The organism is Streptomyces sp. 840.1, assembly GCF_003751445.1.
Lineage (GTDB): Bacteria > Actinomycetota > Actinomycetes > Streptomycetales > Streptomycetaceae > Streptomyces.
This window is the reverse complement of sequence record NZ_RJUU01000001.1, coordinates 1,413,427-1,439,097: the sequence shown is the minus strand read 5'-3', so window position 1 is coordinate 1,439,097 and position 25,671 is coordinate 1,413,427. Positions and strand designations below refer to the sequence as shown.

Below are 25,671 nucleotides of genomic sequence, written 5' to 3'. Positions count from 1 at the left end.
ACGCCTCAGCCCGGATGGCCGCCGTGCGTGTGCGAGGCGAGCGCGGCCCGCCCCGCCACCACCACCGCGCCCCCCGCCACCACCGCCCCCCACCACATGACAGCGCGGAGCGAGGCGTGGTCGACGATCGTGCCGCCCGTGAGGGCGCCGGCCGCGAGGGTTGCCTGGAAGGACGCGGTGAACAGGACCGACGCCGCCTCGGGGGTCCGTGGGGCGGCGCGGGTGAACCAGGTCTGGGAGCAGACCGGGACCGCGCCGTAGCCGAGTCCCCAGGCGACGAGCAGGGCGAGCGCGCCCGCGTCGGTGCGGCCGAGGGCGGGCAGCAGGGCGGTCGCGGCGGCGATCGTCGCGGCGACCGCCCCGAACGCGAGGTGCGGGGCGCGGGTGGCCAGTGCGCCCCCGATGAAGTTGCCGAGCACCCCGGCGGCGCCGTAGACGAGCAGGAAGGCGGTGATCCGGCCCGGACCGGCCCCAGTGGCCTGGCGCAGAAAGGGGCTTACGTAGGTGTACGCGGCGAAATGGGCCAGTACGACGAGGAACGTCATGCCCAGGGCGTACCGGGTGCCCGTGCCGCGCAGCAGGCTACGGAGCACCGGGAGGCGGGTGACTTCGGCCGGGGGCAGCGTGGGGAGCGTGAGGAGCAGCAGGGCCAGTGCGCCGGTGCTCAGCAGCCCCAGCACCGCGAACGCGGTGCGCCAGCCCGCCAGATCGCCGATGAGCGTGCCGGCGGGGACGCCGAGGACGGAGCCGAGGGGCACGGCCGCGAAGAGGACCGCCGTGGCCCGCGCGGCCGAGGCGGGCGGGACCAGCCGGCCGGCCAGCCCGGCGCCGATCGACCAGAAGCCGCCGATGGTGACGCCGACGAGGACCCGGGCGACCAGCACCATCCAGTAGGCCGTCGCGGCGGCGCTGAGGAAGTTGGCCACCGCGAGCAGCAGGACCAGGGCGCAGAGCATCAGCCTGCGGTCGACGCGGGCCGTCGCGAGGGTCACCGTCGGGGCGGCGACGGCGGCGAGGAGGCCGGGCATCGTCATCATCAGGCCCGCCGTGCCGTCCGCGACGCCGAACTCGGCCCCGATCGGCGTCAGCAGACCGATCGGCAGGATCTCCGTGGTGACGATGGCGAAGAGGGCCAGCGTCAGGGAGAACACCGCCGGGATGCCGCGTAAGTGTGCGCGGGGTGGAGCGCCGGTGCGGGACGTGGCGGAGGTGGCGGTGTCCGTGGCGGGCGTGTGGCGCATGGCGGGGCCGTCCTGTGCTCGTGGAGCGGGGCTGTTCGCTCCAGTTCACAAGCGCGCGCGGCCGGTGTCCGGCAGGTTCCCGACGTCAACCGCGGTCGCCGGGGTGATGTCGCCTTTTCGCTGGAACCGGCAGCCGGAAGCGCACGCTGGACGCGCACGGCGGAAGCGCACGTGGAATCGGCCGGCTGAACCGATGGCCGGGAACGGCGAAGGGCCGTCGCTCCCGAGCGGGGGAGCGACGGCCCTTCGATGTGCGCCTGTCGATGTGCGCCTGGGCGCTTGTGAATCCGTGAACTCAGTGAGCGGGACTCAGAGGACGCGGACCGCGCCGGTCGGCATGTCGTAGTCCAGCGGGCGCTGCACCACACCGGTGGAGGAGTTCTGCGCACCGACGAACTGGCCGCCGCCCACGTAGACCCCGACGTGGTACGCGCTGCCCGCGCCGCCCCAGTAAAGGATGTCGCCCGGCTGGAGGTTGCCGAGCCCGACCTGGGTGCCGGCGGTCGACTGGCTCTGCGAGACGCGCGGCAGGTCGACGCCCACCGTGCGGAACGCGGCCTGGACGAGGCCGGAGCAGTCCCACGAGTTGGGGCCGGTGCCGCCGGACACGTACGCGTCGCCGACCTGCATCTGCACGAAGGAGACGACGGAGGCCGCGGAGCCCGTGGCGGACGAGGAGGCGGGCGCCGAAGCGGTCGACACCGAGGAACCGGAGGAAGAGGAGGAGGAAGAGGAGGAAGAGCCGGAGGGGGCGCTCAGCGCCGTGCGCTCGGCGGAGCGGGAGGCGCGCTCGGCGGCCTCCGCCTTGGCCTCCGCGGCGGCTTCGGCCTTCTTCTTGGCCTCTGCCTTGCGGACGGCCTCCGCCTTGGCCTTCTTGGCGGCCTTGGCCGCGGTCGCGGCTGCGGCGTCCTCGCTGGCCTGCGTCTCCAGGTCCAGGGCGACCTGCTGCGTGGCCTCGGCGGACGCCGCGACGGTGGTGGAGAGGCCTGCCGTGATGGTGGGCATCTCGATGGTCTGGGTCACCGGCTCGGCCTGGGCCGGACCGGCAGCGCCTGCGACCGCGATGGTGCTGAGGACGCCACCGGCAACTCCGGCCCGCAGTGCCGTCTTCGAGGCGCTTTGGCGGGGCTTCCGGTGGCTGGGTATGAGAGCGGTGTGGGACATGGGTACTAGCGCTATCAGGGCCTCAGGGGTCCCATCAAGAAACGTGTGTTGCGACACAGTTACGTCCGGAATCTGTGAATCCGCTTTCCGGTGGCCTTTATTGACGCCGTAACGGGCAAATCGGGCGGGAGCGATCACGGCTGTGATCACGGGTTTTCGGTAATACGCCCGAATTGCCCGTCACTTACCATCCGTTCACACGGTTGGCCAAGCCCGCTTATATGACGGGGATGGTTGAGTGACGCAGGTCACAGCATGGTCTCGACGTGACGGACATACGAGCACCTCGCGCGAGAGGTGTGGCGCGGCCGTCGAACTGACTGCGCACGGTGGCCTATTCGTCCGGAAGAGGGTTGATGTCCGGATCGTAGGGATTCGCCTGTCCGTGGCGACCCCGGTGACGTCGATGGGCCCCCGCGACCCCGATGGCCTCGATCGCCCCGGAGTTCCGTCGTCGCCCCAGAGTGGGGCAGATCCCTATATCACCGCATCGCGTCCATCGCCAATTTTGCTGTAGCCACCATCTCTTGATAGAGCGACACCCCTTTGACCAGCCATGACGACACCGGATGTCACGTCTCGTGATCACTCGGCCGCTTCGTGTATGAAGATCACCGCTCATCCGACTTCATGATCGTTCGTCAGGTGGTGGAGATCACAAAGGCGTTGTCGTACCCCGTGTCGCAGATCACAGGATGGCGGGCATAGGATGCGGGGCAGTCAGGCTTGTGAACTGCCTCACATGTGCACGATCTTGGTGGGGTGGCGAGCCAGATTGCCCGATGCGGTCCAACGGTCAAGGACGACTGGAAGGAGCGAGGAGCGTGAATGCCTACGCGCCCATCCTCGTGCTCGGCGCCCTCGGGGCAGGGTTTGCGATCTTCTCCGTGGTCAGCGCCACGCTTATCGGCCCCAAGCGGTACAACCGGGCAAAGCAGGAAGCGTACGAGTGCGGTATCGAACCCACCCCCACTCCAGCCGGAGGCGGCCGTTTCCCGATCAAGTACTACCTGACGGCGATGCTCTTCATCGTCTTCGACATCGAGATCGTCTTCCTCTATCCCTGGGCGGTCACCTTCGACGCCCTGGGGATTTTCGGGCTCGTCGAGATGCTGCTCTTCGTGCTCACCGTCTTCGTCGCCTACGCGTATGTGTGGCGTCGTGGCGGCCTGGAATGGGACTGAGGGGCTGAGGGGCACTTATGGGACTCGAAGAGAAGCTGCCCAGCGGCTTCGTGCTGACCACTGTCGAGCAGGCCGCCGGCTGGGTACGGAAGTCCTCCGTCTTCCCGGCCACCTTCGGCCTCGCCTGCTGCGCCATCGAGATGATGACGACCGGGGCCGGTCGCTACGACCTGGCCCGGTTCGGGATGGAGGTCTTCCGCGGATCGCCGCGGCAGGCGGACCTGATGATCGTGGCAGGACGGGTCAGCCAGAAGATGGCGCCCGTTCTGCGGCAGGTCTACGACCAGATGCCGAACCCCAAGTGGGTCATCTCCATGGGGGTTTGCGCGTCATCGGGCGGGATGTTCAATAACTACGCCATTGTTCAGGGTGTTGACCATATTGTGCCGGTTGATATCTATTTGCCGGGTTGCCCGCCGCGTCCCGAGATGCTGATCGACGCGATCCTCAAGCTCCACCAGAAGATCCAGGGCTCCAAGCTCGGGGTCAACGCGGAGGAGGCCGCCCGCGAGGCGGAGGAAGCGGCGATCAACGCACTGCCCCTGATCGAGATGAAGGGGCTGCTTCGATGAGCGAGCAGGAGCCCGGCGCCAACGGCGTCCCCTCCCCGCGCGACGAGACCGGCGAGGTCATCGGCGTACGCAAGGGCATGTTCGGCGCCAACAACGGCGGCGACACCTCGGGCTACGGCGGGCTCGTCCGTACCGTCACGCTGCCGGGCGCCACCTCGCGCCCGTACGGCGGCTGGTTCGACGAGGTGGCCGATGAGCTCGAAGGGGCCCTGGAGGAACAGGGCCTGCTTCCCGCCAACGCCATCGAGAAGACCGTCGTGGACCGGGGCGAGCTGACTTTCCACATCGCCCGCGAGCACCTGCCCACCGTCGCGAAGACCCTGCGCGACGACCCGGCACTGCGCTTCGAGCTCTGTACGGGGGTGAGCGGCGTCCACTTCCTCGGTGACAAGGGGCGTGAGCTGCACGCCGTCTACCACCTGCGCTCGCTCACCCACGGCCGGCTGATCCGGCTGGAGGTGTCCGCACCGGACCGCGATCCGCACATCCCGTCCCTCGTATCGGTCTATCCGACCAACGACTGGCACGAGCGCGAGACCTACGACTTCTTCGGGCTCGTCTTCGACGGGCATCCCGCCCTCACCCGGATCATGATGCCGGACGACTGGCAGGGCTTCCCGCAGCGCAAGGACTACCCGCTCGGCGGCATCGCCGTCGAGTACAAGGGCGCCCAGATCCCGGCTCCGGACCAGCGGAGGTCGTACTCCTGATGACCACTCCCCACGCAACGCCCAGGGCCACCACCGAGGGGACTGTATATACAGTCACCGGCGGCGACTGGGACGAGGTCGTCCAGTCGGCGGCCGCCTCGGACGACGAACGCATCATCGTCAACATGGGCCCCCAGCACCCGTCCACGCACGGTGTGCTCCGGCTGATCCTGGAGATCGACGGCGAGACCGTCACCGAGGCCCGCTGCGGCATCGGCTACCTCCACACCGGAATCGAGAAGAACCTCGAATTCCGGAACTGGACGCAGGGCACCACCTTCGTCACGCGCATGGACTACCTGACGCCGTTCTTCAACGAGACGGCGTACTGCCTGGGGGTGGAGAAGCTCCTCGGCATCGAGGACCAGATCCCCGACCGGGCGACCGTCCTGCGCGTGCTGCTGATGGAGCTCAACCGGATCTCCTCGCACCTGGTGTGCATCGCCACCGGCGGCATGGAGCTCGGCGCCACCACGATCATGATCTACGGCTTCCGCGATCGTGAACTGGTTCTCGATCTCTTCGAGCTGATCACCGGCCTGCGGATGAACCACGCGTTCGTCCGGCCCGGCGGACTCGCCCAGGACCTGCCGCCGGGTGCGGTCGACCACCTGCGCGAGTTCGTGAAGACCATGAAGAAGAACCTGCCGGAGTACGACAAGCTAGCCACCGGCAACCCCATCTTCAAGGCCCGCATGCAGGACGTCGGCTACCTCGACCTGACCGGCTGCATGGCGCTCGGCGCCACCGGTCCCGTCCTGCGCTCCGCCGGACTCCCGCACGACCTGCGCAAGACCGACCCGTACTGCGGCTACGAGGACTACGAGTTCGACGTCCCCACCGCCGACAGCTGCGACTCCTACGGCCGCTTCCTCATCCGGCTGGAGGAGATGCGCCAGTCGCTGCGGATCGTCGAGCAGTGCATCGACCGGCTCGCCCCCGGCCCGGTCATGGTGGCCGACAAGAAGATCGCCTGGCCCGCGCAGCTCGCGCTCGGACCGGACGGACTCGGCAACTCGCTCGACCACATCAGGAAGATCATGGGCACCTCCATGGAGGCCCTGATCCACCACTTCAAGCTGGTGACCGAGGGCTTCCGGGTCCCGGCCGGGCAGGCGTACACCGCCGTCGAGTCGCCCAAGGGCGAACTCGGGGTGCACGTCGTCTCGGACGGCGGCACCCGCCCCTACCGGGTCCACTTCCGCGACCCGTCCTTCACCAACCTCCAGGCCATGGCGGCGATGTGCGAGGGCGGCCAGGTCGCTGACGTCATCGTCGCCGTCGCGTCCATCGACCCCGTGATGGGAGGCGTCGACCGGTGACCGAAGCACGCAGCGAAGTCAGTCTGGGGATGCCGCAGCTCCCCGCCCCCGCCTACCCGGCCGAGGTGCGCGCCAGGCTCGAAGCGGACGCGAAGGAGGTGATCGCGCGCTACCCCGGCAGCCGCTCCGCGCTGCTGCCGCTGCTGCACCTGGTGCAGTCGGAGGAGGGGTTCGTCTCCCGCACGGGCATGGCGTTCTGCGCCGAACTGCTCGGCCTCACCACCGCCGAGGTCACCGCGGTCGCCACCTTCTACACGATGTACCGGCGCAGGCCGAGCGGTGACTACCAGGTCGGCGTCTGCACCAACACGCTCTGCGCGGTGATGGGCGGCGACGCCATCTTCGACACGCTCAAGGAGCACCTCGGCGTCGGCAACGACGAGACGACCGAGGACGGCAAGGTCACCCTCGAACACATCGAGTGCAACGCGGCCTGCGACTTCGCGCCCGTCGTGATGGTGAACTGGGAGTTCTTCGACAACCAGACGCCCGAGAGCGCGACCCGGCTCGTCGACGACCTGATCGCCGGCCGCACCGTCGAGCCGACCCGCGGTGCCCCGCTGTGCTCGTACAAGGACACCGCCCGGATACTGGCCGGCTTCCCCGACGAGCGCCCCGGCGCGGTCGAGGCGACCGGCGGCGCCGGACCCGCCTCGCTGATCGGCCTGAAGCTGGCCAAGGGCGAGGCCGGGCCGCAGCCCCGCGTGGTGGGCCAGCGCGGCGAAGCCCCGCGCGACGAACCGCAGAAGGGTGCCGAACACCTCAGCTCCCATGACGCGCCACAGCAGACCTCGGCATCCGACCCGGACCACCCGGCCGGTCCCGCCGCCGAGGAGGGGGAGTGATGACGTTGGCCGCCGAAATCGACAAGAACGGGACCAGTCCCGAGAAGCTTCTGGCACCGGTCCTGTCCGCCTTCTGGGACGAGCCAGAGTCCTGGACGCTGGAGACCTACCGCCGCCACGAGGGCTACGAAGGTCTGCGCAAGGCGCTGGCCATGTCCCCGGACGACCTCATCGCGTACGTCAAGGACTCCGGTCTGCGCGGCCGGGGCGGCGCAGGCTTCCCCACCGGGATGAAGTGGCAGTTCATCCCGCAGGGCGACGGCAAACCGCACTACCTGGTGGTCAACGCCGACGAGTCGGAGCCGGGGACCTGCAAGGACATCCCGCTCCTCTTCGCCAACCCGCACAGCCTCATCGAAGGCATCGTGATCGCCTGCTACGCGATCCGCTCCTCGCACGCCTTCATCTACCTGCGCGGCGAAGTCGTCCCCGTACTGCGGCGGCTGCACGAGGCCGTACGCGAGGCGCGGGAGGCGGGCTATCTCGGCAAGGACATCCTGGGCTCCGGACTCGATCTGGAACTCACCGTGCACGCGGGCGCCGGCGCCTACATCTGCGGTGAGGAGACGGCGCTGCTCGACTCGCTCGAAGGACGGCGCGGCCAGCCCCGGCTCCGGCCGCCCTTCCCCGCGGTCGCCGGTCTGTACGCCTGCCCCACTGTGGTGAACAACGTCGAGTCCATCGCCTCGGTTCCCGCGATCCTGAACAAGGGCAAGGACTGGTTCAAGTCGATGGGCAGCGAGAAGTCCCCGGGCTTCACGCTCTACTCGCTCAGCGGCCACGTCGCGGGCCCCGGCCAGTACGAGGCCCCGCTCGGCGTCACGCTGCGCCAGCTCCTCGACATCAGCGGCGGCATGCGCCCCGGCCACCGGCTCAAGTTCTGGACCCCGGGCGGCTCGTCCACCCCGATGTTCACCGACGAGCACCTCGACGTACCCCTCGACTACGAGGGCGTCGGCGCCGCCGGCTCCATGCTCGGCACCAAGGCGCTCCAGTGCTTCGACGAGACGACCTGCGTCGTACGCGCCGTCACCCGCTGGACCGAGTTCTACGCCCACGAGTCCTGCGGCAAGTGCACACCCTGCCGCGAGGGCACCTACTGGCTCGTCCAGTTGCTCCGCGACATCGAGGCGGGCAAGGGCCAGATGTCCGACCTGGACAAGCTGAACGACATCGCCGACAACATCAACGGCAAGTCGTTCTGCGCCCTCGGTGACGGTGCCGCCTCACCGATCTTCTCCTCGCTCAAGTACTTCCGCGATGAGTACGAGCAGCACATCACGGGCAAGGGCTGCCCCTTCGATCCCGCCAAGTCGACCGTCTGGGCCGACGACAAGAACGCTCACCGGGGGGTGAACGCATGACAGTCACCACGAGTGCGCCCTCCGGGGGCGGCGAGGCGGCTCTCCCGCCCGAGGACCTCGTCACGCTGACCATCGACGGCATCGAGATCAGCGTGCCCAAGGGCACCCTGGTCATCCGGGCCGCCGAACTCCTCGGCATCGAGATCCCGCGCTTCTGCGACCACCCGCTCCTCGACCCCGCAGGCGCCTGCCGCCAGTGCATCGTCGAGGTCGAGGGCCAGCGCAAGCCGATGGCGTCCTGCACCATCACCTGCACCGACGGCATGGTCGTCAAGTCGCAGATCACCTCGCCCGTCGCGGAAAAGGCGCAGCGCGGTGTGATGGAGCTGCTGCTCATCAACCACCCGCTGGACTGCCCGGTCTGCGACAAGGGCGGCGAGTGCCCCCTGCAGAACCAGGCGATGTCGCACGGCGACGCGACCTCCCGCTTCGACGGGCAGAAGCGCACCTTCGCGAAGCCCGTCCCGATCTCCACCCAGGTGCTCCTGGACCGTGAGCGGTGCGTGCTCTGCGCGCGCTGCACCCGGTTCTCCAACCAGGTGGCGGGCGACCCGATGATCGAGCTGATCGAGCGCGGCGCGCTCCAGCAGGTCGGCACCGGCGAGGGCGACCCGTTCGAGTCGTACTTCTCCGGCAACACCATCCAGATCTGCCCGGTCGGCGCGCTGACCTCGGCGGCCTACCGGTTCCGTTCCCGCCCCTTCGACCTGGTGTCCACGCCCTCCGTGTGCGAGCACTGCGCCGGCGGCTGCGCCACCCGCACCGACCACCGGCGCGGCAAGGTCATGCGGCGGCTCGCCTCCAACGACCCCGAGGTCAACGAGGAGTGGCTCTGCGACAAGGGCCGCTTCGGCTTCCGCTACGCCCAGCAGCGCGACCGGCTCACCACCCCGCTGGTGCGCGGCGAGTCCGGCGAGCTGGAGCCGGCGAGCTGGCCCGAGGCGCTGGAGGCCGCGGCCACCGGGCTCGCCGCCGCACGCGGCAGGGCCGGGGTCCTCACCGGCGGCCGGCTGACCGTCGAGGACGCCTACGCGTACAGCAAGTTCGCCCGGATCGCCCTGGACACCAACGACATCGACTTCCGGGCCCGGGTGCACAGCAGCGAGGAGGGCGACTTCCTGGCCGCCCGCGTCGCCGGGCGCGGCCGCGACCTGGACGGCGCCGGGGCCACGTACACCTCGCTGGAGAAGGCACCGGCCGTACTGCTGGTCGGCTTCGAGTCCGAGGAGGAGGCGCCCGGCGTCTTCCTGCGGCTGCGCAAGGCCAACCGCAAGAGCGGCCAGCGGACCTTCGCCGTCGCCTCGCACGCCACCCGAGGGCTCACCAAGGCGGGCGGCACCCTGCTGCCGGCCGCCCCCGGAACCGAGACGGAGTGGCTGGACGCGATCGCGGGCGGCGTCGGCCTGGACGGCGACGGAGCCGCCGCTGCCGAGGCGCTGCGCGGTGCCGGCGCCCTGATCGTGGTGGGGGAGCGGCTGGCCGGTGTGCCGGGCGGCCCGACCGCCGCGGTACGGGCCGCCGCCGCCACCGGTGCCGGCCTGGTGTGGATTCCCCGGCGGGCCGGCGAGCGCGGCGCGGTGGAGGCGGGCGCACTCCCGTCGCTGCTGCCCGGCGGCCGCCCGTCCACCGACCCGAGGGCCCGGGACGAGGTGGCGGCCCTGTGGGGCGTCGCCGAACTCCCGTCCCGCTTCGGCCGCGACACCGGCCAGATCATCGAGGCCGCGGCCTCCGGTGAACTGGGCGCCCTGCTCGTCGCCGGGGTCGAGACCGCGGACCTGCCCGACCCCGCGCTGGCCCTGGAGGCCCTGGACCGGGTCGGCTTCCTGGTCTCCCTCGAACTGCGCCCCAGCGAGGTCACCGACCGCGCCGACGTGGTGTTCCCGGTGGCCGCGGTCGCCGAGAAGTCCGGCACCTTCCTCAACTGGGAGGGCAGGGCCCGGATGTTCGAGGCCGCGCTGAAGCCCGAGCAGATGACCCGGACCCTCGCGCCGGGCGACGCCCGGGTGCTGCACATGCTGGCCGACGCGATGGACGTCCACTTCGCGCTGCCGGACCTGAAGTCGGTCCGCCGCGAGCTGGACCGCCTCGGCGGGTGGCGGGGCACGCACGCGGACGACCCGCGTGAGGCGTCCCAGCCGCTGCCCAGGCCCGGCGACGGCGAGGCGGTCCTCGCGGGCCACCGGATGCTGCTCGACCTGGGCCGGCTCCAGGAGGGCGACACGGCGCTGGCCGGGACCCGGCACGCCGCGGTCGCCCGGCTCTCCGCCGTCACCGCGGCCGAGACCGGAGTCAAGGACGGCGACCTGCTGGCCGTCAGCGGTCCGGCCGGGAGCGTGGAACTCCCGCTCCAGGTCACCGACATGCCGGACCGGGTGGTCTGGGTGCCGCTGAACTCCACCGGACGGGGCGTGCCGGCCACCACCGGCGCCCAGCCCGGCGGTCTGGTGCGGATCGGTCCCGCCGCACCGGGTACTCCCGACGTCACACCGGAGGTGCGAGCGTGACTGCCCTCGCTCAACTGGCCGCGGCCCCGCACGGTGCGGTGCTCGCCGCCGAGGACCTGTCGATGTTCGGCACCGACCCCTGGTGGCTCGTCGTCGTCAAGGCGGTCTTCTGCTTCGCGTTCCTGATGGTGACCGTGCTCTTCTCCATCGTGTGGGAGCGCAAGGTCGTCGCCTGGATGCAGCTGCGCATCGGTCCCAACCGGCACGGCCCCTGGGGCATGCTCCAGTCGCTGGCCGACGGCATCAAGCTGATGCTGAAGGAGGACCTGGTCGTCAAGCGTGCGGACAAGGTCGTCTACATCCTCGCCCCGATCGTCGCCGCCGTACCGGCGTTCATGGCGATCGCGGTGATCCCGTTCGGCCCGTCCGGCAACGAGGTCTCGATCTTCGGGCACCGTACGGCGATGCAGCTCACCGACCTGCCGATCGCGATGCTCTACATCCTCGCGGTCGCCTCGGTCGGCATCTACGGCATCGTCCTCGCGGGCTGGTCATCCGGATCGACGTACCCGCTGCTCGGCGGCCTGCGCTCCTGCGCGCAGATGATCAGCTACGAGATTGCGATGGGCGCCGCGTTCGCCTCGGTGTTCCTCTACTCCGGGTCGATGTCGACCTCGAAGATCGTGGAGGCGCAGCAGGACCGCTGGTTCATCCTGCTGCTGCCGGTCTCGTTCATCATCTACATCATCACGATGGTCGGTGAGACCAACCGCGCCCCGTTCGACATGCCCGAGTCCGAGGGTGACCTGGTCGGCGGCTTCAACACCGAGTACTCGTCTATCAAGTTCGCGATGTTCATGCTCGCCGAGTACGTCAACATGGTCACCGTCTCCGCGGTCTCCATCACCCTGTTCCTGGGCGGCTGGCGGGCCCCGTGGCCGATCAGCACCTTCTGGGAGGGCGCGAACCACGGCTGGTGGCCGATGCTCTGGTTCGTCATCAAGGTCCAGCTGCTGCTGTTCTTCTTCATCTGGCTGCGCGGCACGCTGCCCCGGGTCCGCTACGACCAGCTGATGAAGCTGGGCTGGAAGGTCCTGATCCCGGTCTCCGTGGTCTGGCTGATGCTGGTCGCCACGGTGCGGGCGCTGCGCAACGAGGGCTACGACTACTCGAAGATCCTGCTCTACGTGGCCGGGGCCGTGATCGCGATCCTGCTGATCTCCTTCGTCGTCGACATGTTCCGCGACAGGAAGGGCCGGGCCGCCGAGGCGGAGGCCGAGCCGGAGCCCGCGTTCGACCCGATGGCGGGCGGATTCCCGGTGCCACCCCTGCCCGGACAGACCCTGCCGCCCGTGCCGAGGCGGGTGCCGCGCCGTGAGCGCGAGCTCGTTGTCAGTGGCGGCGTGGATACTCAGAGTGACGGAAATCCGAGTGACGGAAAGGAGGCCGACCATGTCTGAACTGCCTGAGTCGCGGGGGTCCGAGAGGCCCCCGAAGGCCACCGGGCCGACGGGGTCGAGTGTGGCTTCCGGGGGTTCGGGGGCCGGCGGGTCCGCCCAGTCCCCGCAGTCCTCGGACGACAAGTTCCAGAATCCGGTGGCCGGCTTCGGCGTGACCTTCAAGGCCATGTTCAAGAAGCGGCTGACCGAGCAGTACCCGGAGACGCCGAAGGTGACGGCGCCGCGCTTCCACGGCCGGCACCAGCTCAACCGCCACCCGGACGGCCTGGAGAAGTGCATCGGCTGCGAGCTGTGCGCCTGGGCCTGCCCGGCGGACGCGATCTACGTCGAGGGCGCGGACAACACCGACGAGGAGCGCTACTCCCCGGGGGAGCGCTACGGCCGCGTCTACCAGATCAACTACGCGCGCTGCATCCTGTGCGGACTGTGCATCGAGGCCTGCCCGACCCGGGCGCTGACGATGACCAACGAGTTCGAACTGGCCAACACCACCCGCGAGAGCCTCATCTACACCAAGGACGAGCTGCTCGCGGGCCTGGAGGAAGGCATGGTCGACAGTCCGCACGCGATCTTCCCCGGCACGGACGAACAGGACTACTACCGGGGCCTGGTGACCGAGGTCGCCCCCGGTACGGAACGTCAGGTCGCCGTCTCCAAGGGCGAGAAGCCGGCCGAGGACGCGCACGAGAGCAACGGCTCGGAGGTGGACGCATGACCGGCCTGGCCGCTGCGGCCTCCCAGACCTCCACCGGCGAGGCCTTCCAGTTCTGGGTGCTCGGCACCGTCGCCGTGATCGGCGCGCTGTCCACCGTCCTGATGAGGAGGGCCGTGCACAGTGCGCTGAGCCTCGCCGGGACCATGATCATCCTGGCGGTCTTCTACCTCGCCAACGGGGCGTACTTCCTGGGCATCGTCCAGGTCGTCGTCTACACCGGCGCGATCATGATGCTGTTCCTCTTCGTGGTCATGCTCGTCGGTGTCACGGCGGCGGACTCCCTGAAGGAGACCCTCAAGGGCCAGCGCTGGCTGGCCATCGGCTGCGGTCTCGGCTTCGGTGTCCTCCTGATCGCCGGCATCGGCAACGCCTCGCTGAACAGCTTCAACGGGCTCGGCGCCGCCAACACTGAGCACGGCGGAAACGTCGAGGGGCTCGCCAGCCTCATCTTCACCAAGTACGTCTTCGCCTTCGAGATCACCGGCGCCCTGCTGATCACCGCGACCGTCGGCGCGATGGTGCTCACGCACCGCGAGCGCACCGAACGGGCGAAGACCCAGCGGGAGATGTCCGAGGAGCGCGTCCGCAGCAGCCACCTGCCGCCGCTGCCCGCCCCCGGTGTCTACGCCCGGCACAACGCCGTGGACATCGCCGGTCTGCTCCCCGACGGCACCCCGTCCGAACTCACCGTGATGCAGACGCTGCGCAAACGCGGCCAGATGCGCGATGTGTCCAACGAGTCGCTGGCCGAGCTCAAGGCGCTGGAGCAGCGCTCCGGCGAACGGCTCGGCCGGGACACCGCCGACGAAGAGGAGGTCGCCAAGTGAATCCGGTCAACTACCTCTATCTCGCCGCACTGCTGTTCACCATCGGCGCGTCCGGAGTGCTGATCAGGCGGAACGCGATCGTGGTGTTCATGTGCGTGGAGCTGATGCTCAACGCCTGCAACCTCGCGTTCGTCACCTTCTCCCGCATGCACGGCAATCTCGACGGCCAGATCATCGCCTTCTTCACGATGGTCGTCGCCGCCGCGGAGGTCGTGGTCGGGCTCGCGATCATCGTGTCGCTGTTCCGTTCCCGCCACTCGGCCTCGGTCGACGACGCCAGCCTGATGAAGCTGTAAGGGGAGCTAGGAACTGTGGAGAACCTGATTGCGCTGCTTGTCGCGGCGCCCCTGCTCGGAGCGGCGGTACTGCTCTGCGGCGGCCGACGTCTTGACCGTGTGGGCCACTATCTCGGCACCCTGCTCGCCGGCGCCTCCTTCGTCATCGGCGTCGTGCTCTTCCTCGACATGCTGGGGAAGGGCGCGGAGGACCGGGCGCTGCACCAGAAGCTGTTCAGCTGGATCCCGGTCGAGGGCTTCCAGGCCGATGTGGCCTTCCAGCTCGACCAGCTGTCGATGACGTTCGTCCTGCTGATCACCGGTGTGGGCACGCTGATCCACATCTACTCGATCGGCTACATGGCGCACGACGAGCGCCGGCGCCGCTTCTTCGGCTATCTGAACCTCTTCCTCGCGGCGATGCTGATCCTGGTCATCGCCGACAACTACCTGCTGCTGTACGTCGGGTGGGAGGGCGTCGGTCTGGCGTCGTACCTGCTCATCGGCTTCTGGCAGCACAAGCCCAGTGCGGCCACCGCCGCGAAGAAGGCCTTCCTGGTCAACCGCGTCGGTGACATGGGCCTGTCGATCGCGATCATGCTGATGTTCACCACCTTCGGCACCTTCGCCTTCGGCCCCGTCCTGGAGGCGACCGGCGGGGCGAGCGAGGGCAAGCTGACGGCGATCGGCCTGATGCTGCTGCTCGCCGCCTGCGGCAAGTCCGCCCAGGTGCCGCTGCAGTCCTGGCTCGGTGACGCGATGGAGGGCCCGACCCCGGTCTCGGCCCTGATCCACGCCGCCACCATGGTGACCGCGGGCGTCTACCTCATCGTCCGCTCCGGCGCGATCTTCAACGCCGCCCCGGACGCCCAGACGGTCGTCGTGGTGGTCGGCGCGGTCACGCTGATCTTCGGTGCGATCGTCGGTTGCGCGAAGGACGACATCAAGAAGGCCCTCGCAGGCTCGACGATGTCGCAGATCGGCTACATGATCCTGGCCGCCGGGCTCGGCCCGATCGGCTACGTCTTCGCGATCATGCACCTGGTGACGCACGGCTTCTTCAAGGCCGGGCTCTTCCTCGGCGCCGGTTCGGTCATGCACGGCATGAACGACGAGGTCGACATGAGGAAGTTCGGCGGCCTGCGGAAGTACATGCCGGTCACCTTCGTCACCTTCGGCCTCGGCTACCTCGCGATCATCGGCTTCCCCGGACTGTCCGGCTTCTTCTCCAAGGACAAGATCATCGAGGCGGCCTTCGCCAAGGGCGGCGCCGAGGGCTGGATCCTGGGAGCCGTGACCCTGGTCGGCGCCGGGATCACCGCGTTCTACATGACGCGCGTGATGCTGCTGACGTTCTTCGGCGAGAAGCGCTGGGTCCCCGACGCGGAGGGCCACGAGCCGCACCCGCACGAGTCCCCGAAGTCCATGACGATCCCCATGATCGTGCTGGCCTTCGGTTCGGTCTTCGCCGGTGGCTTCTTCTCCATCGGTGACCGCTTCCTGCACTGGCTGGAGCCCGTCACCGGCCACGACCACGGCGACGCCCCGGTCAGCGCGACCACCGTGACCGCCGCCACCATGGTGGTGCTGGTCATCGGGGTCGGCATCGCCTGGCTGATGTACGGGCGCAAGCCCGTGCCGGCGGTCGCCCCGCGCGGCTCGCTGCTCACCCGGGCCGCCCGCCGCGATCTGCTCCAGGACGACTTCAACCACGTGGTCCTGGTCCGCGGCGGCGAGCACCTCACCCGCTCCCTGGTCTACATGGACCACACCCTGGTCGACGGGGTCGTCAACGGCACGGCCGCCTCCATGGGCGGGCTCTCCGGCCGGCTGCGAAAACTGCAGAACGGCTACGCCCGCTCCTACGCGGTCTCGATGTTCGGCGGTACGGCGGTTCTCATCGCCGCGACCCTGCTGATGAGGGCGGTCTGATCACATGTCCTTTCCCCTCCTGACAGCGACGGCGGCGCTCCCGGCGATCGGCGCGATCGCCACCGCCGCCGTCCCGGCCGCACGGCGCACCGCCGCCAAATGGCTGGCCCTGGCCTTCTCGCTGGGCACCCTGGTGCTGGCGGGCATCGCGCTCGCCCGCTTCGAACCCGGCGGCAGCCGCTTCCAGCTCACCGAATCGCACGCCTGGATCAAGGACTTCGGCGTCCGGTACGAACTGGGCGTGGACGGCATCGGGCTGGCGCTCATGGCGCTCACCGCTCTGCTGATCCCCTTCGTCATCCTGGCCGGCTGGCACGACGCCGACCCCCTGGAGACGAACTCCTCGCGCTGGCGCCCCACTCAGGGCTTCTTCGCCTTGATCCTGATGGTCGAAGCGATGGTGGTCCTCTCCTTCGTCGCCACCGACGTCTTCCTCTTCTACATCCTCTTCGAAGCCATGCTCATCCCGATGTACTTCCTCATCGGCGGCTTCGGGGACCGGGCCCACACCGGCAGCGACGAGAACGCCGCGGCGCAACGCTCGTACGCGGCGGTGAAGTTCCTCCTCTACAACCTGGTCGGCGGCCTCATCATGCTGGCCGCGGTGATCGGGCTCTACACGGTCGCGGGGACGTTCTCGCTCTCCGAGATCGCCGAGGCCCGCGCCAACGGCACGTTCTCCATGGCGACCAGCACCGAGCGCTGGCTCTTCCTCGGGTTCTTCTTCGCCTTCGCGGTGAAGGCCCCGCTGTGGCCCCTGCACACCTGGCTGCCCAACGCGATGGGGGAGGCGACCACCCCGGTCGCCGTGCTGATCACCGCCGTCGTCGACAAGGTCGGCACCTTCGCGATGCTGCGCTTCTGCCTCCAGCTCTTCCCGGAGGCCAGCAAGTGGGCCACCCCGGTGGTCCTGGTCCTGGCGCTGATCAGCATCGTCTACGGGGCGCTGCTCGCCGTCGGCCAGCGCGACATCAAGCGGCTGATCGCCTACGCGTCGATCTCGCACTTCGGCTTCATCATCCTGGGCATCTTCGCGATGACGAGCCAGGGGCAGTCGGGCGCGACGCTCTACATGATCAACCACGGCATCTCGACGGCCGCGCTGATGCTGGTGGCGGGCTTCCTGATCACCCGGCGCGGCTCACGGCTCATCGCCGACTACGGCGGAGTCCAGAAGGTGGCCCCGATCCTGGCCGGCACCTTCCTGATCGGCGGTCTGGCCACCCTGTCGCTGCCGGGGCTCGCCCCGTTCGTCAGTGAGTTCCTGGTCCTGGTCGGCGTGTTCTCCGCCTATCCGGTGGTCGGCATCATCGCCACCACCGGGATCGTGCTCGCCGCGATCTACGTCCTGGTGCTCTACCAGCGGACGATGACGGGACCGGTCAAGGCCGAGGTCCAGGGCATGACGGACCTCAAGGTCCGTGAACTGGTGGTGGTCGTCCCGCTGATCGCCCTGCTGATCTTCCTGGGCGTCTACCCGAAGCCGCTGACGGAGATCGTCAACCCGGCGGTGCAGCACACCATGTCGGACGTACAGAAGAAGGACCCGCAGCCCCAGGTGGAGGCCGTCAAGTGAGCGCAACAGCTGTCCACAGCCTGTGGACGATGGCGGGCGGGGTGACATCGGCCGCGCCTGACGAGAAGTTCAAGGCACCGGTCATCGAGTACACCCAGCTGACCCCGGTCCTGATCGTGATCGGAGTCGCCGTACTGGGCGTCCTCGTCGAGGCCTTCGTGCCGCGCCGGGCCCGCTACCACACGCAGATCTTCCTGACCGTCGTCGCCCTCGTCGCCGCGTTCGCCGCGGTGATCGGCCTCGCGGCCGACGGATACGGTACGACGAAGGCGCACATCGCCGCGATGGGGGCCGTCGCGATCGACGGGCCGGCCCTGTTCCTCCAGGGCACCATCCTGCTGACGTCGCTGGTCGCCGTCTTCACCTTCGCGGAGCGGCGGCTCGACCCCGCCTCGCACGGCAACAGGGTCGACTCCTTCGCCGCACAGGCCGCGTCCGTGCCCGGCAGCGACAGCGAGAAGGCCGCGGTCAAGGCCGGGTTCACCACCACCGAGGTCTTCCCGCTGATCCTCTTCTCGGTCGCGGGCATGCTGGTCTTCCCGGCGGCCAACGACCTGCTGACGCTCTTCGTGGCCCTGGAAGTCTTCTCGCTCCCGCTCTACCTCCTGTGCGCCGTCGCCCGCCGCAAGCGGCTGATGTCGCAGGAGGCCGCGGTGAAGTACTTCCTGCTCGGCGCCTTCTCCTCGGCGTTCCTGCTCTTCGGGATCGCCCTGCTCTACGGCTACGCGGGCTCCGTCTCGTACGCCAGGATCGCCGCCGTCGTGGACGGTTCCGTCCAGAAGATCGACCCGGCGCTCGCGGACACCATGGGCAACGACGCGCTGCTGCTCATCGGCGGCGCGATGATCCTGACCGGTCTGCTCTTCAAGGTCGGCGCCGTCCCGTTCCACATGTGGACCCCGGACGTCTACCAGGGCGCCCCGACCCCGGTCACCGGCTTCATGGCCGCGGCCACCAAGGTCGCCGCGTTCGGCGCGCTGCTGCGCCTGCTGTACGTGGTGCTGCCGGGCCTCACCTGGGACCTGCGCCCGGTCATGTGGGGCGTCGCGATCGTCACGATGCTGGGCGGTGCGGTCGTCGCCATCACCCAGACCGACATCAAGCGGCTGCTCGCCTACTCCTCGATCGCGCACGCCGGCTTCATCCTCGCCGGTGTCATCGCGGCCACCCCGGAGGGCATCTCCTCGGTCCTCTTCTACCTGGCCACGTACTCCTTCGTGACGGTCGGCGCCTTCGCCGTCGTCACCCTGGTGCGCGACGCGGGCGGCGAGGCGACGCACCTGTCGAAGTGGGCCGGTCTCGGCCGCCGCTCCCCGCTGGTCGCCGCGGTCTTCGCGGTGTTCTTGCTGGCCTTCGCCGGTATCCCGCTGACCTCGGGCTTCTCCGGGAAGTTCGCGGTGTTCAAGGCCGCGGCCGACGGTGGCGCCGGCGGCCTGGTCGTCGTCGGTGTGATCTCGTCCGCGATCGCCGCGTTCTTCTACATCCGGGTCATCGTGCTGATGTTCTTCAGCGAGCCGAAGGCGGACGGCCCCACGGTCGCCGTCCCGTCCCCGCTGACGATGACCACGATCGCGGTCGGTGTCGCGGTCACGCTGGTGCTGGGCCTGGCCCCGCAGTACTTCCTGGACCTGGCGAGCCAGGCGGGAGTCTTCGTGCGGTAGGGGTCACCCGTACCACCGCTGGAACAGCGCCGGACGTGCTTGGAAGTCAAGCCCGTCCGGCGTTGTCGTACGCGGCGCCTATCGTGGCAGGAGAGCGCGGAGACAGGAACGGGCCGGATGCCGGGGGACAGAGCGATGAGCGGGACGGGCGTGACAGGCGTGACCATGGGTGTGACCGAGAGCGACGCACGGCAGACGCTCCACCGGGTTTTCGGGTACGAGGCGTTCCGGGGTGAGCAGGAAGCGGTCGTCGACCATGTGGTGGCCGGCGGGGACGCCGTGGTGCTCATGCCGACCGGTGGCGGCAAGTCGCTCTGCTACCAGATCCCGTCCCTGGTCAGGCCCGGTACGGGCATCGTCATCTCACCCCTGATCGCCCTGATGCAGGACCAGGTGGACGCGCTGCGCGCACTGGGCGTGCGGGCCGGGTTCATCAACTCCACGCAGGACCTCGACGAGCGCCGCTCGATGGAGGCCCAGTACGTCGCGGGCGAGCTCGACCTGCTGTACCTGGCCCCGGAGCGGCTCCGGCTGGACTCCACGCTCGGCCTGCTCTCCCGGGGCGAGATCTCCGTCTTCGCCATCGACGAGGCGCACTGCGTCGCCCAGTGGGGCCACGACTTCCGGCCCGACTACCTGGCCCTGTCCGTGCTGGGCGAGCGCTGGCCCGACGTACCCCGGATCGCGCTGACGGCGACGGCGACCGCGGCCACGCACGAGGAGATCACCCGGCGCCTGGGCATGCCCGACGCCAAGCACTTCGTGGCGGGCTTCGACCGGCCCAACATCCAGTACCGCATCGTGCCCAAGGCCGACCCGAAGAAGCAGCTGCTGTCCTTCCTCAAGGAGGAGCACGCCGGGGACGCGGGCATCGTCTACTGCCTCTCGCGCAACTCCACCGAGAAGACCGCCGAGTACCTCTGCCGCAACGGCATCGAGGCCGTCCCGTACCACGCGGGTCTGGACGCCGGCATCCGCGCGCTCCACCAGTCCCGCTTCCTGCGCGAGGAGGGCCTCGTCGTCGTCGCGACGATCGCTTTCGGCATGGGCATCGACAAGCCGGACGTGCGCTTCGTCGCCCACCTCGACCTGCCGAAGTCCGTCGAGGGCTACTACCAGGAGACCGGCCGCGCCGGCCGTGACGGCGCCCCGTCCACGGCCTGGATGGCCTACGGGCTCCAGGACGTCGTCCAGCAGCGCAAGCTCATCCAGGGCGGCGAGGGCGACGAGGCCTTCCGCCGCCGGGCCGCCTCGCACCTGGACTCCATGCTGGCCCTGTGCGAGACCGTACGGTGCCGCCGGGCCCAGCTGCTGAAGTACTTCGGCCAGGAGCCCGCCACCGCCTCCTGCGGCAACTGCGACACCTGCCTCGCCCCGCCCGAGACCTGGGACGGCACGGTGGTCTCCCAGAAGCTGCTGTCCACGGTGGTACGGCTGAAGCGGGAGCGCGGCCAGAAGTTCGGCGCGGGCCAGATCATCGACATCCTGCTGGGCCGCAAGACGGCGAAGATCATCCAGTTCGACCACGACCAGCTCTCGGTGTTCGGCATCGGCGAGGAGCTGGCCGAGGCGGAGTGGCGCGGTGTGGTCCGACAGCTGCTGGCCCAGGGCCTGCTCGCCGTCGAGGGCGAGTACGGCACGCTGGTGCTGACGGAGGACAGCGCCTCGGTCCTCGGCCGGGAGCGCGAGGTCCTGCTGCGCAAGGAGGCCCCGAAGCCCGCGTCGCGCTCCTCGAAGGGCGACCGGAAGGCGAAGTCCTCGGCGGCGGCCGCCGAGCTGCCGGAGCAGGCCGTGCCGGTCTTCGAGGCCCTGCGCGCCTGGCGCGGCGCCCAGGCGAAGGAGCTGGGCCTCCCGGCCTACGTGATCTTCCACGACGCGACGCTCCGTGAGATCGCGACGCTGCGCCCGTCCTCCACCGCCGAGCTGGGCGGCATCAGCGGCCTGGGCGAGAAGAAGCTGGCGACGTACGGGGACGGGGTGCTGGAGGTCCTCGCCTCGTTCGACGCCGCGCCCACGGACGCCCCGGCCCCGGAAGCGGCTCCGCTGCCGGCCCCGGCCGCGCCCCCGGCGCCCGTACCTGCCCCTGCCCCTGCCCCTGCCCCTGCCCCCGCACCCGCCCCCGCCGCGGCCCGGCCCGTGGCTCAGGACCCCGACCCGGAGTTCGGCTGGGGCGAGGAGCCGCCGGAATTCGACTGAGTGAGGCTTCCCCGAGCGTGTGAACGCCACCTCGCGGCGGTGACCGGTGACCGGTGCCCGGCGGCCGGTGACGGCTGCCCGCGCCGGGCCGGGCCCGTGCTCTCCGGCGGGCCGCGCACCGGGGCGAGGGCCCTACCCCCCGCCCCCCGACTGGTTCGCCTTGTCGCGGCGGACGTTGCGGTGGACCGCGTGGGCCGGCCACTGCTCACGGATCAGGTGCCGCATCGCGCCGCGGCCGGACCGGTCGGTGCCGACGAAGCGGGACAGGCCCGCCGCCGAGACGAGGGCGGCCAGTGCCCGGCTGCGGTGGTCGGGGAAGCCCGCCCGCCCGGCAGTCTCGAAGCGCTGGCGGGCCTGGGCGGCCAGGTCCTTGGCGACCACCGGGTGGCGGTGGTACGGCAGCAGGCCGAGGAACCGGTGGCTCTCGCGGCGCAGGACGCCGCGCTCCACCAGGGCGTCCAGATACATCCCCTCGGTCTGCCGGCCCGCACGCCGCACCCAGGCCCTGGCCGATACGCCCGCACCGTTCCTGCCCTTGCCGGGGGCCGGCAGACCCCGCATCAGCGCGGCCAGCAGCGGGTCCGGCGGCTCCAGCGGGTTGACCACGCGGGCCTGTCCGCGCTCCCCGGTGATCCGGCCCTGGAGCTCCAGCTCCGCCAGGGCCGCCCCGGCCATCGCGTACTCCAGGAAGCGGTTGCGGCAGTACGGTCTGCCGCGCCGGGGGTCCAGCGCGAGCAGCAGCAGTTCCTCGGGCAGCGTCGGTCCGGGCGGCGCCGGTTCGGGCGTGGGGGTCATGGCGCGGAGACGATCCGTCCGGTGACGTCCCCGAGACCGACCCGGGTGCCGTCGGGGCCCGGGGCCCACGCGGTCAGCGTCACGGTGTCCCCGTCCTCCAGGAACGTCCGCTTGCCCTCGGGGAGTTCGAGCGGATCGCGGCCGTTCCAGGTGAGTTCGAGCAGGGAGCCGCGCTGGGCGGGCTCGGCGCCGCTGATGGTGCCGGAGCCGTACAGGTCACCGGTGCGCAGCGAGGCGCCGTTCACCGTCATCTGGGCCAGCTGCTGGGCCGCCGTCCAGTACATCGTGGCGAACGGCGGCTCCGCGACGACCTGGCCGTTGATGGCGACGGAGAGCCGGAGGTCGAAGCCGCCGGGCTCCTCCTCGTCCGCGTCGTCGAGGTAGGGCAGCAGGGGGAAGTCGCGCTCGGGCGGGGCGATGCGGGCGGCGTCCAGGGCCTCCAGCGGGGTCACCCAGGCCGATACCGAGGTGGCGAACGACTTGCCGAGGAAGGGGCCGAGCGGCACGTACTCCCAGGCCTGGATGTCGCGCGCCGACCAGTCGTTGAGCAGCGACAGGCCGAAGACGTGCTCGCGGAAGTCGGCGAGCGCGACGGAGCGGCCCTGCTCCGATGAGGTGCCGACGACGAAGCCGACCTCGGCCTCGATGTCCAGCTTCACGGACGGGCCGAAGACCGGCGCCGGGTCGGCGGGGGCCTTGCGCTGGCCCGAGGGGCGCGCCACATCCGTCCCGGAGACCACGACCGTGCCCGCCCTGCCGTGGTAACCGATGGGCAGGTGCTTCCAGTTGGGGGTGAGCGCGTCGCCGTCCGGGCGGAAGATCCGGCCGACGTTGGTGGCGTGGTGCTCGCTGGCGTAGAAGTCGACGTAGTCCGCCACCCGGTAGGGCAGGTGGAGCGTCACGGAGTCCACCGGGTGCAGCAGCGGCTCTATGTCCGGGCGGTGGGCCGGGACCGTCACCCAGGCGGTCAGCGCACGGCGCACATCGCTCCAGGCGGTCCGGCCGGCCGCGAGCAGCGGCATCAGGTCGGGCTGGGCCAGCAGTTGCGCGTAGGGCGAGCCGAGGGCCAGGGCGGCCGCGCCGGCGTCCAGCACATGGCCGCCGATGCGCACGCCGACCCGTCGCTCACCGGGCCGGTCGGGGGCGGAGAACACTCCGTACGGAAGGTTGTGCGGACCGAAGGGATCGCCCTCGGCCAGTTCGAGCGGGCTGCTCTGCTCGGGCATCTGTTGCTGCCTCGCTTTCCAGGTCGCTTGGGGGACACGTTACGTCGGCGGCGCCACCCGGCGGCAGAGTCCCAACGATCCCCCAATGCCCGGAAAATGCCGCTGTATCCCGGCGCGTCCGGGGGAACGCACGGGGATACAGCGGCACGGCTCGCAGGCTGTCAGCCGGCGGTACGCGGGATGCGCTTCTCCCAGGTCCGGTGGAAGACGACCTCGCCGCCGTCCTTGCAGACCACTTCGTTGGAGGTGATGAAGTGGGTCGCGTCGGCGCTGATCTCGGAGCGCGTGTCGATCTGGGCGTCCCAGGCCGTCTCCGGCCGGTGCAGCCGGACCGTCCAGTCGGAGCGGGTGTGCGCGGAGAGCGGGTCGCGCTCCTGGATCGTGTACGTCTCGACCGCGTCCTCGGTGAATTCGAGGCCGTCGGGGTAGACCCGGGTGCCGCCGTAGCGCGGGTCCACCTCCATCCGCCACTCGCCCTTGGCGACGTCGCGGATCACGAGGCGCTCGGGGCGCTGCTCGTCGAGGGTGGCCGGGTAGACGACGCCGAGCGGCTCCGACTGCTCGGGCTCCTCGAAGTGGATCGCGGGGTCCTCGGTGTGCCGGCGCACCGGCAGTTCGACGATGCTGCCCCCGGCGTCGAGCGTGAAGCCCGCCGAACCGGCCTGGGGCCAGATCCAGGGCCAGTACGAGGAGGAGATCGCGATCCGGATGCGGTGGCCGGGCGGGAAGGTGTGGCCGATGCCGTTCAGTTCGAACGTCACGTCCTCGGTGGCCCCGGCGGGCCAGTCGTCCGCGCGGTCCCGGCCGTGCCGGGCGGCGAGGTTGAGGACGCCGCGGGTGACGAGCGTGGAGGAGCCGTCGGGGGCGACGTCGCAGAGCCGGGCGATGGCCTGGCCGCGCGGTACGTCCATCCGGATGCGCAGCCGCACCCGGGGGCGGCCCAGGATCTCGATGGGTGCGTCCTCGACCGGGAACTCGAAGGACACCGATTTGGCGTCCTCGTCGCGCTGGTCGGGCGGCAGGTCGGCGTCGTTGCCGAACGGGAAGAACCGGCCCGCGTCCACCCCGGTCTGCTGCGGTGAGTCGACGGTCTGCGGGCCGCCCTTGAGGGCGTACGCGACCGGCGAGACGTTCTCCGAGGGCCAGCTGGTGTCCCCGACCCAGCGGCCGGGCAGGGTCTCGTACACCGTGGCGGGCCGGTGCGACTCGCTGATCCAGGACCTCAGCAGCGGCTCCGACATGACGCCGGTGTCCTTGTCCTTGAGGTGCTGGTCCCACCAGCGCAGCGTCTCCTGGAGGAAGCCGATGCCGGGCCCCGGCGGCAGACCCCGGTCGGGGTACTGGTGCGACCACGGCCCGATCAGGCCGCGGACCCGTCCCGGGTCCAGGTGCTCGACGAGCCGGAGCACGGTGTCGCGGTACGGGTCGTGCCAGCCGCCGACCGCCAGGACGTTCGCCTGGATGGCGGAGTAGTCCTCGCAGACGCTGCCGTGCTTCCAGTAGTCGTCGCGCGTCTGGTGGTCCAGCCAGGTGTGGATGAAGGGGTCGACGGCTTCGAGCCGCTCCAGCCACATGTCCTTCCACGCGTCGCCGACCTGGGCCGGGTCGGGCGGCCGGCAGACGAAGGCGAGCATCGTCGCGGCCCAGGCGTGCATGTCCACGGCGAGGACCGAGCCGCCCATGTAGTGGACGTCGTTGTCGTAGCGGTCGTCCGCCGAGCACACGGTGACGATCGCCTTGAGCGGCTCGGGGGCGAGCGCGGCGATCTGGAGGGAGTTGAAGCCGCCCCAGGAGATGCCGAACATGCCGACTCGCCCCGAGCACCACTCCTGCTGGGCGAGCCAGTGGATGACGGCGACGCCGTCCGCGAGCTCGGTCGCGTCGTACTCGTCGCCCGGCAGCCCTTCGCTGTTGCCATGGCCGCGTACGTCGACGCGCACCGAGGCGTAGCCGTGGCCCGCGTACCAGGGGTGGCGCTGCGCGTCGCGCGGCGCGGTCCAGTCGCTCAGCCGGTAGGGCAGGTACTCGAGGAGGGCGGGCACCGGTTCGTCGGTGACCGGCCGCCAGATCCGGGCGTACAGCCGGGTGCCGTCCGGCAGCGGGATACGGATGTCCTCGTGGGTCGTCTCGTACGGGAATTCGGTGCGGATGTGCATGGGGGT

General features: G+C 70.1%; 20 protein-coding genes. 15 read left to right on the top strand and 5 right to left on the bottom strand.

Annotation, left to right across the window (positions count from 1 at the left end; translation table 11 throughout):
* Positions 1–5: 5 nt before the first annotated feature.
* Complete coding sequence (locus EDD93_RS06605) at positions 6–1,241, bottom strand: MFS transporter (protein ID WP_123524259.1); 1,236 nt, start codon at positions 1,239–1,241, stop codon at positions 6–8.
* Positions 1,242–1,550: 309 nt separating this feature from the next.
* On the bottom strand, positions 1,551–2,405 hold the full coding sequence (locus EDD93_RS06600; RefSeq protein WP_123524258.1) for a C40 family peptidase: 855 nt from the start codon (positions 2,403–2,405) through the stop codon (positions 1,551–1,553).
* A gap of 824 nt (positions 2,406–3,229) precedes the next feature.
* On the opposite strand from EDD93_RS06600, the gene EDD93_RS06595 reads away from it, so the two are divergent.
* The 15 genes from EDD93_RS06595 (at position 3,230) to recQ (ending at position 21,488) form a co-directional block, all read left to right on the top strand.
* Positions 3,230–3,589, top strand: a complete 360-nt coding sequence (locus EDD93_RS06595; protein ID WP_024491741.1) for an NADH-quinone oxidoreductase subunit A — start codon at positions 3,230–3,232, stop codon at positions 3,587–3,589.
* 17 nt (positions 3,590–3,606) lie between these two features.
* Positions 3,607–4,161: an NADH-quinone oxidoreductase subunit B family protein gene (locus EDD93_RS06590; RefSeq protein WP_123524257.1), complete on the top strand. Its 555-nt coding sequence runs from the start codon at positions 3,607–3,609 to the stop codon at positions 4,159–4,161.
* Complete coding sequence (locus EDD93_RS06585; RefSeq protein WP_123524256.1) at positions 4,158–4,871, top strand: NADH-quinone oxidoreductase subunit C; 714 nt, start codon at positions 4,158–4,160, stop codon at positions 4,869–4,871. Before EDD93_RS06590 ends, EDD93_RS06585 begins: the two co-directional genes overlap by 4 nt.
* Complete coding sequence (locus EDD93_RS06580; protein ID WP_123524255.1) at positions 4,871–6,193, top strand: NADH-quinone oxidoreductase subunit D; 1,323 nt, start codon at positions 4,871–4,873, stop codon at positions 6,191–6,193. The genes EDD93_RS06585 and EDD93_RS06580 overlap by 1 nt, the downstream gene beginning before the upstream one ends.
* Positions 6,194–6,222: 29 nt before the next feature.
* Positions 6,223–7,038, top strand: coding sequence for an NADH-quinone oxidoreductase subunit NuoE (gene nuoE, locus EDD93_RS06575; protein ID WP_123524254.1), 816 nt, complete (start codon positions 6,223–6,225; stop codon positions 7,036–7,038).
* Complete coding sequence (nuoF, locus tag EDD93_RS06570; RefSeq protein ID WP_123524253.1) at positions 7,038–8,402, top strand: NADH-quinone oxidoreductase subunit NuoF; 1,365 nt, start codon at positions 7,038–7,040, stop codon at positions 8,400–8,402. Before nuoE ends, nuoF begins: the two co-directional genes overlap by 1 nt.
* Positions 8,399–10,906, top strand: coding sequence for an NADH-quinone oxidoreductase subunit G (locus EDD93_RS06565; RefSeq protein WP_123524252.1), 2,508 nt, complete (start codon positions 8,399–8,401; stop codon positions 10,904–10,906). Before nuoF ends, EDD93_RS06565 begins: the two co-directional genes overlap by 4 nt.
* A complete protein-coding gene (gene nuoH, locus EDD93_RS06560; protein WP_123524251.1) occupies positions 10,903–12,306 on the top strand; it encodes an NADH-quinone oxidoreductase subunit NuoH in 1,404 nt (467 codons plus the stop codon). The genes EDD93_RS06565 and nuoH overlap by 4 nt, the downstream gene beginning before the upstream one ends.
* The gene (gene nuoI, locus EDD93_RS06555; protein ID WP_123524250.1) at positions 12,299–13,021 is read left to right on the top strand and encodes an NADH-quinone oxidoreductase subunit NuoI; all 723 of its coding nucleotides are present in this window, start codon (positions 12,299–12,301) and stop codon (positions 13,019–13,021) included. The genes nuoH and nuoI overlap by 8 nt, the downstream gene beginning before the upstream one ends.
* Positions 13,018–13,848: an NADH-quinone oxidoreductase subunit J gene (locus EDD93_RS06550; protein WP_123524249.1), complete on the top strand. Its 831-nt coding sequence runs from the start codon at positions 13,018–13,020 to the stop codon at positions 13,846–13,848. Before nuoI ends, EDD93_RS06550 begins: the two co-directional genes overlap by 4 nt.
* Positions 13,845–14,144 carry an NADH-quinone oxidoreductase subunit NuoK gene (gene nuoK, locus EDD93_RS06545; RefSeq protein ID WP_024493678.1) on the top strand — a complete coding sequence of 100 codons (300 nt, stop codon included), beginning with the start codon at positions 13,845–13,847 and terminating at the stop codon, positions 14,142–14,144. Before EDD93_RS06550 ends, nuoK begins: the two co-directional genes overlap by 4 nt.
* Before the next feature lie 15 nt (positions 14,145–14,159).
* On the top strand, positions 14,160–16,055 hold the full coding sequence (gene nuoL, locus EDD93_RS06540; RefSeq protein ID WP_123524248.1) for an NADH-quinone oxidoreductase subunit L: 1,896 nt from the start codon (positions 14,160–14,162) through the stop codon (positions 16,053–16,055).
* Between the two features lie 4 nt (positions 16,056–16,059).
* Positions 16,060–17,631, top strand: a complete 1,572-nt coding sequence (locus tag EDD93_RS06535) for an NADH-quinone oxidoreductase subunit M (protein ID WP_123524247.1) — start codon at positions 16,060–16,062, stop codon at positions 17,629–17,631.
* The gene (gene nuoN, locus EDD93_RS06530; RefSeq protein WP_185092226.1) at positions 17,628–19,292 is read left to right on the top strand and encodes an NADH-quinone oxidoreductase subunit NuoN; all 1,665 of its coding nucleotides are present in this window, start codon (positions 17,628–17,630) and stop codon (positions 19,290–19,292) included. Before EDD93_RS06535 ends, nuoN begins: the two co-directional genes overlap by 4 nt.
* A gap of 117 nt (positions 19,293–19,409) precedes the next feature.
* A complete protein-coding gene (gene recQ / locus EDD93_RS06525; RefSeq protein WP_398902993.1) occupies positions 19,410–21,488 on the top strand; it encodes a DNA helicase RecQ in 2,079 nt (692 codons plus the stop codon).
* Positions 21,489–21,620: 132 nt separating this feature from the next.
* On the opposite strand, the gene EDD93_RS06520 is transcribed toward recQ, so the two are convergent.
* The 3 genes from EDD93_RS06520 to EDD93_RS06510 form a co-directional block, all read right to left on the bottom strand.
* Positions 21,621–22,283 (bottom strand): GPP34 family phosphoprotein, encoded by a 663-nt coding sequence (locus EDD93_RS06520; RefSeq protein ID WP_123524246.1) that lies wholly within the window; start codon positions 22,281–22,283, stop codon positions 21,621–21,623.
* Entirely contained in the window at positions 22,280–23,509 is a 1,230-nt protein-coding gene (gene fahA / locus EDD93_RS06515) for a fumarylacetoacetase (RefSeq protein WP_123524245.1), read from the bottom strand. Before fahA ends, EDD93_RS06520 begins: the two co-directional genes overlap by 4 nt.
* Positions 23,510–23,670: 161 nt before the next feature.
* Positions 23,671–25,665, bottom strand: a complete 1,995-nt coding sequence (locus tag EDD93_RS06510; protein WP_123524244.1) for a CocE/NonD family hydrolase — start codon at positions 25,663–25,665, stop codon at positions 23,671–23,673.
* Positions 25,666–25,671 lie beyond the last annotated feature (6 nt).

What these genes read in the sequence shown, in the direction of transcription:
- EDD93_RS06605 (WP_123524259.1), bottom strand. Translation starts at nt 1,241, where the DNA reads ATGCGCCACACGCCCGCCACGGACACCGCCACCTCCGCCACGTCCCGC.
- EDD93_RS06600 (WP_123524258.1), bottom strand. Translation starts at nt 2,405, where the DNA reads ATGTCCCACACCGCTCTCATACCCAGCCACCGGAAGCCCCGCCAAAGC.
- EDD93_RS06590 (WP_123524257.1), top strand. Translation starts at nt 3,607, where the DNA reads ATGGGACTCGAAGAGAAGCTGCCCAGCGGCTTCGTGCTGACCACTGTC.
- EDD93_RS06585 (WP_123524256.1), top strand. Translation starts at nt 4,158, where the DNA reads ATGAGCGAGCAGGAGCCCGGCGCCAACGGCGTCCCCTCCCCGCGCGAC.
- EDD93_RS06580 (WP_123524255.1), top strand. Translation starts at nt 4,871, where the DNA reads ATGACCACTCCCCACGCAACGCCCAGGGCCACCACCGAGGGGACTGTA.
- nuoE (WP_123524254.1), top strand. Translation starts at nt 6,223, where the DNA reads ATGCCGCAGCTCCCCGCCCCCGCCTACCCGGCCGAGGTGCGCGCCAGG.
- nuoF (WP_123524253.1), top strand. Translation starts at nt 7,038, where the DNA reads ATGACGTTGGCCGCCGAAATCGACAAGAACGGGACCAGTCCCGAGAAG.
- EDD93_RS06565 (WP_123524252.1), top strand. Translation starts at nt 8,399, where the DNA reads ATGACAGTCACCACGAGTGCGCCCTCCGGGGGCGGCGAGGCGGCTCTC.
- nuoI (WP_123524250.1), top strand. Translation starts at nt 12,299, where the DNA reads ATGTCTGAACTGCCTGAGTCGCGGGGGTCCGAGAGGCCCCCGAAGGCC.
- EDD93_RS06550 (WP_123524249.1), top strand. Translation starts at nt 13,018, where the DNA reads ATGACCGGCCTGGCCGCTGCGGCCTCCCAGACCTCCACCGGCGAGGCC.
- EDD93_RS06535 (WP_123524247.1), top strand. Translation starts at nt 16,060, where the DNA reads ATGTCCTTTCCCCTCCTGACAGCGACGGCGGCGCTCCCGGCGATCGGC.
- recQ (WP_398902993.1), top strand. Translation starts at nt 19,410, where the DNA reads ATGCCGGGGGACAGAGCGATGAGCGGGACGGGCGTGACAGGCGTGACC.
- EDD93_RS06520 (WP_123524246.1), bottom strand. Translation starts at nt 22,283, where the DNA reads ATGACCCCCACGCCCGAACCGGCGCCGCCCGGACCGACGCTGCCCGAG.
- fahA (WP_123524245.1), bottom strand. Translation starts at nt 23,509, where the DNA reads ATGCCCGAGCAGAGCAGCCCGCTCGAACTGGCCGAGGGCGATCCCTTC.
- EDD93_RS06510 (WP_123524244.1), bottom strand. Translation starts at nt 25,665, where the DNA reads ATGCACATCCGCACCGAATTCCCGTACGAGACGACCCACGAGGACATC.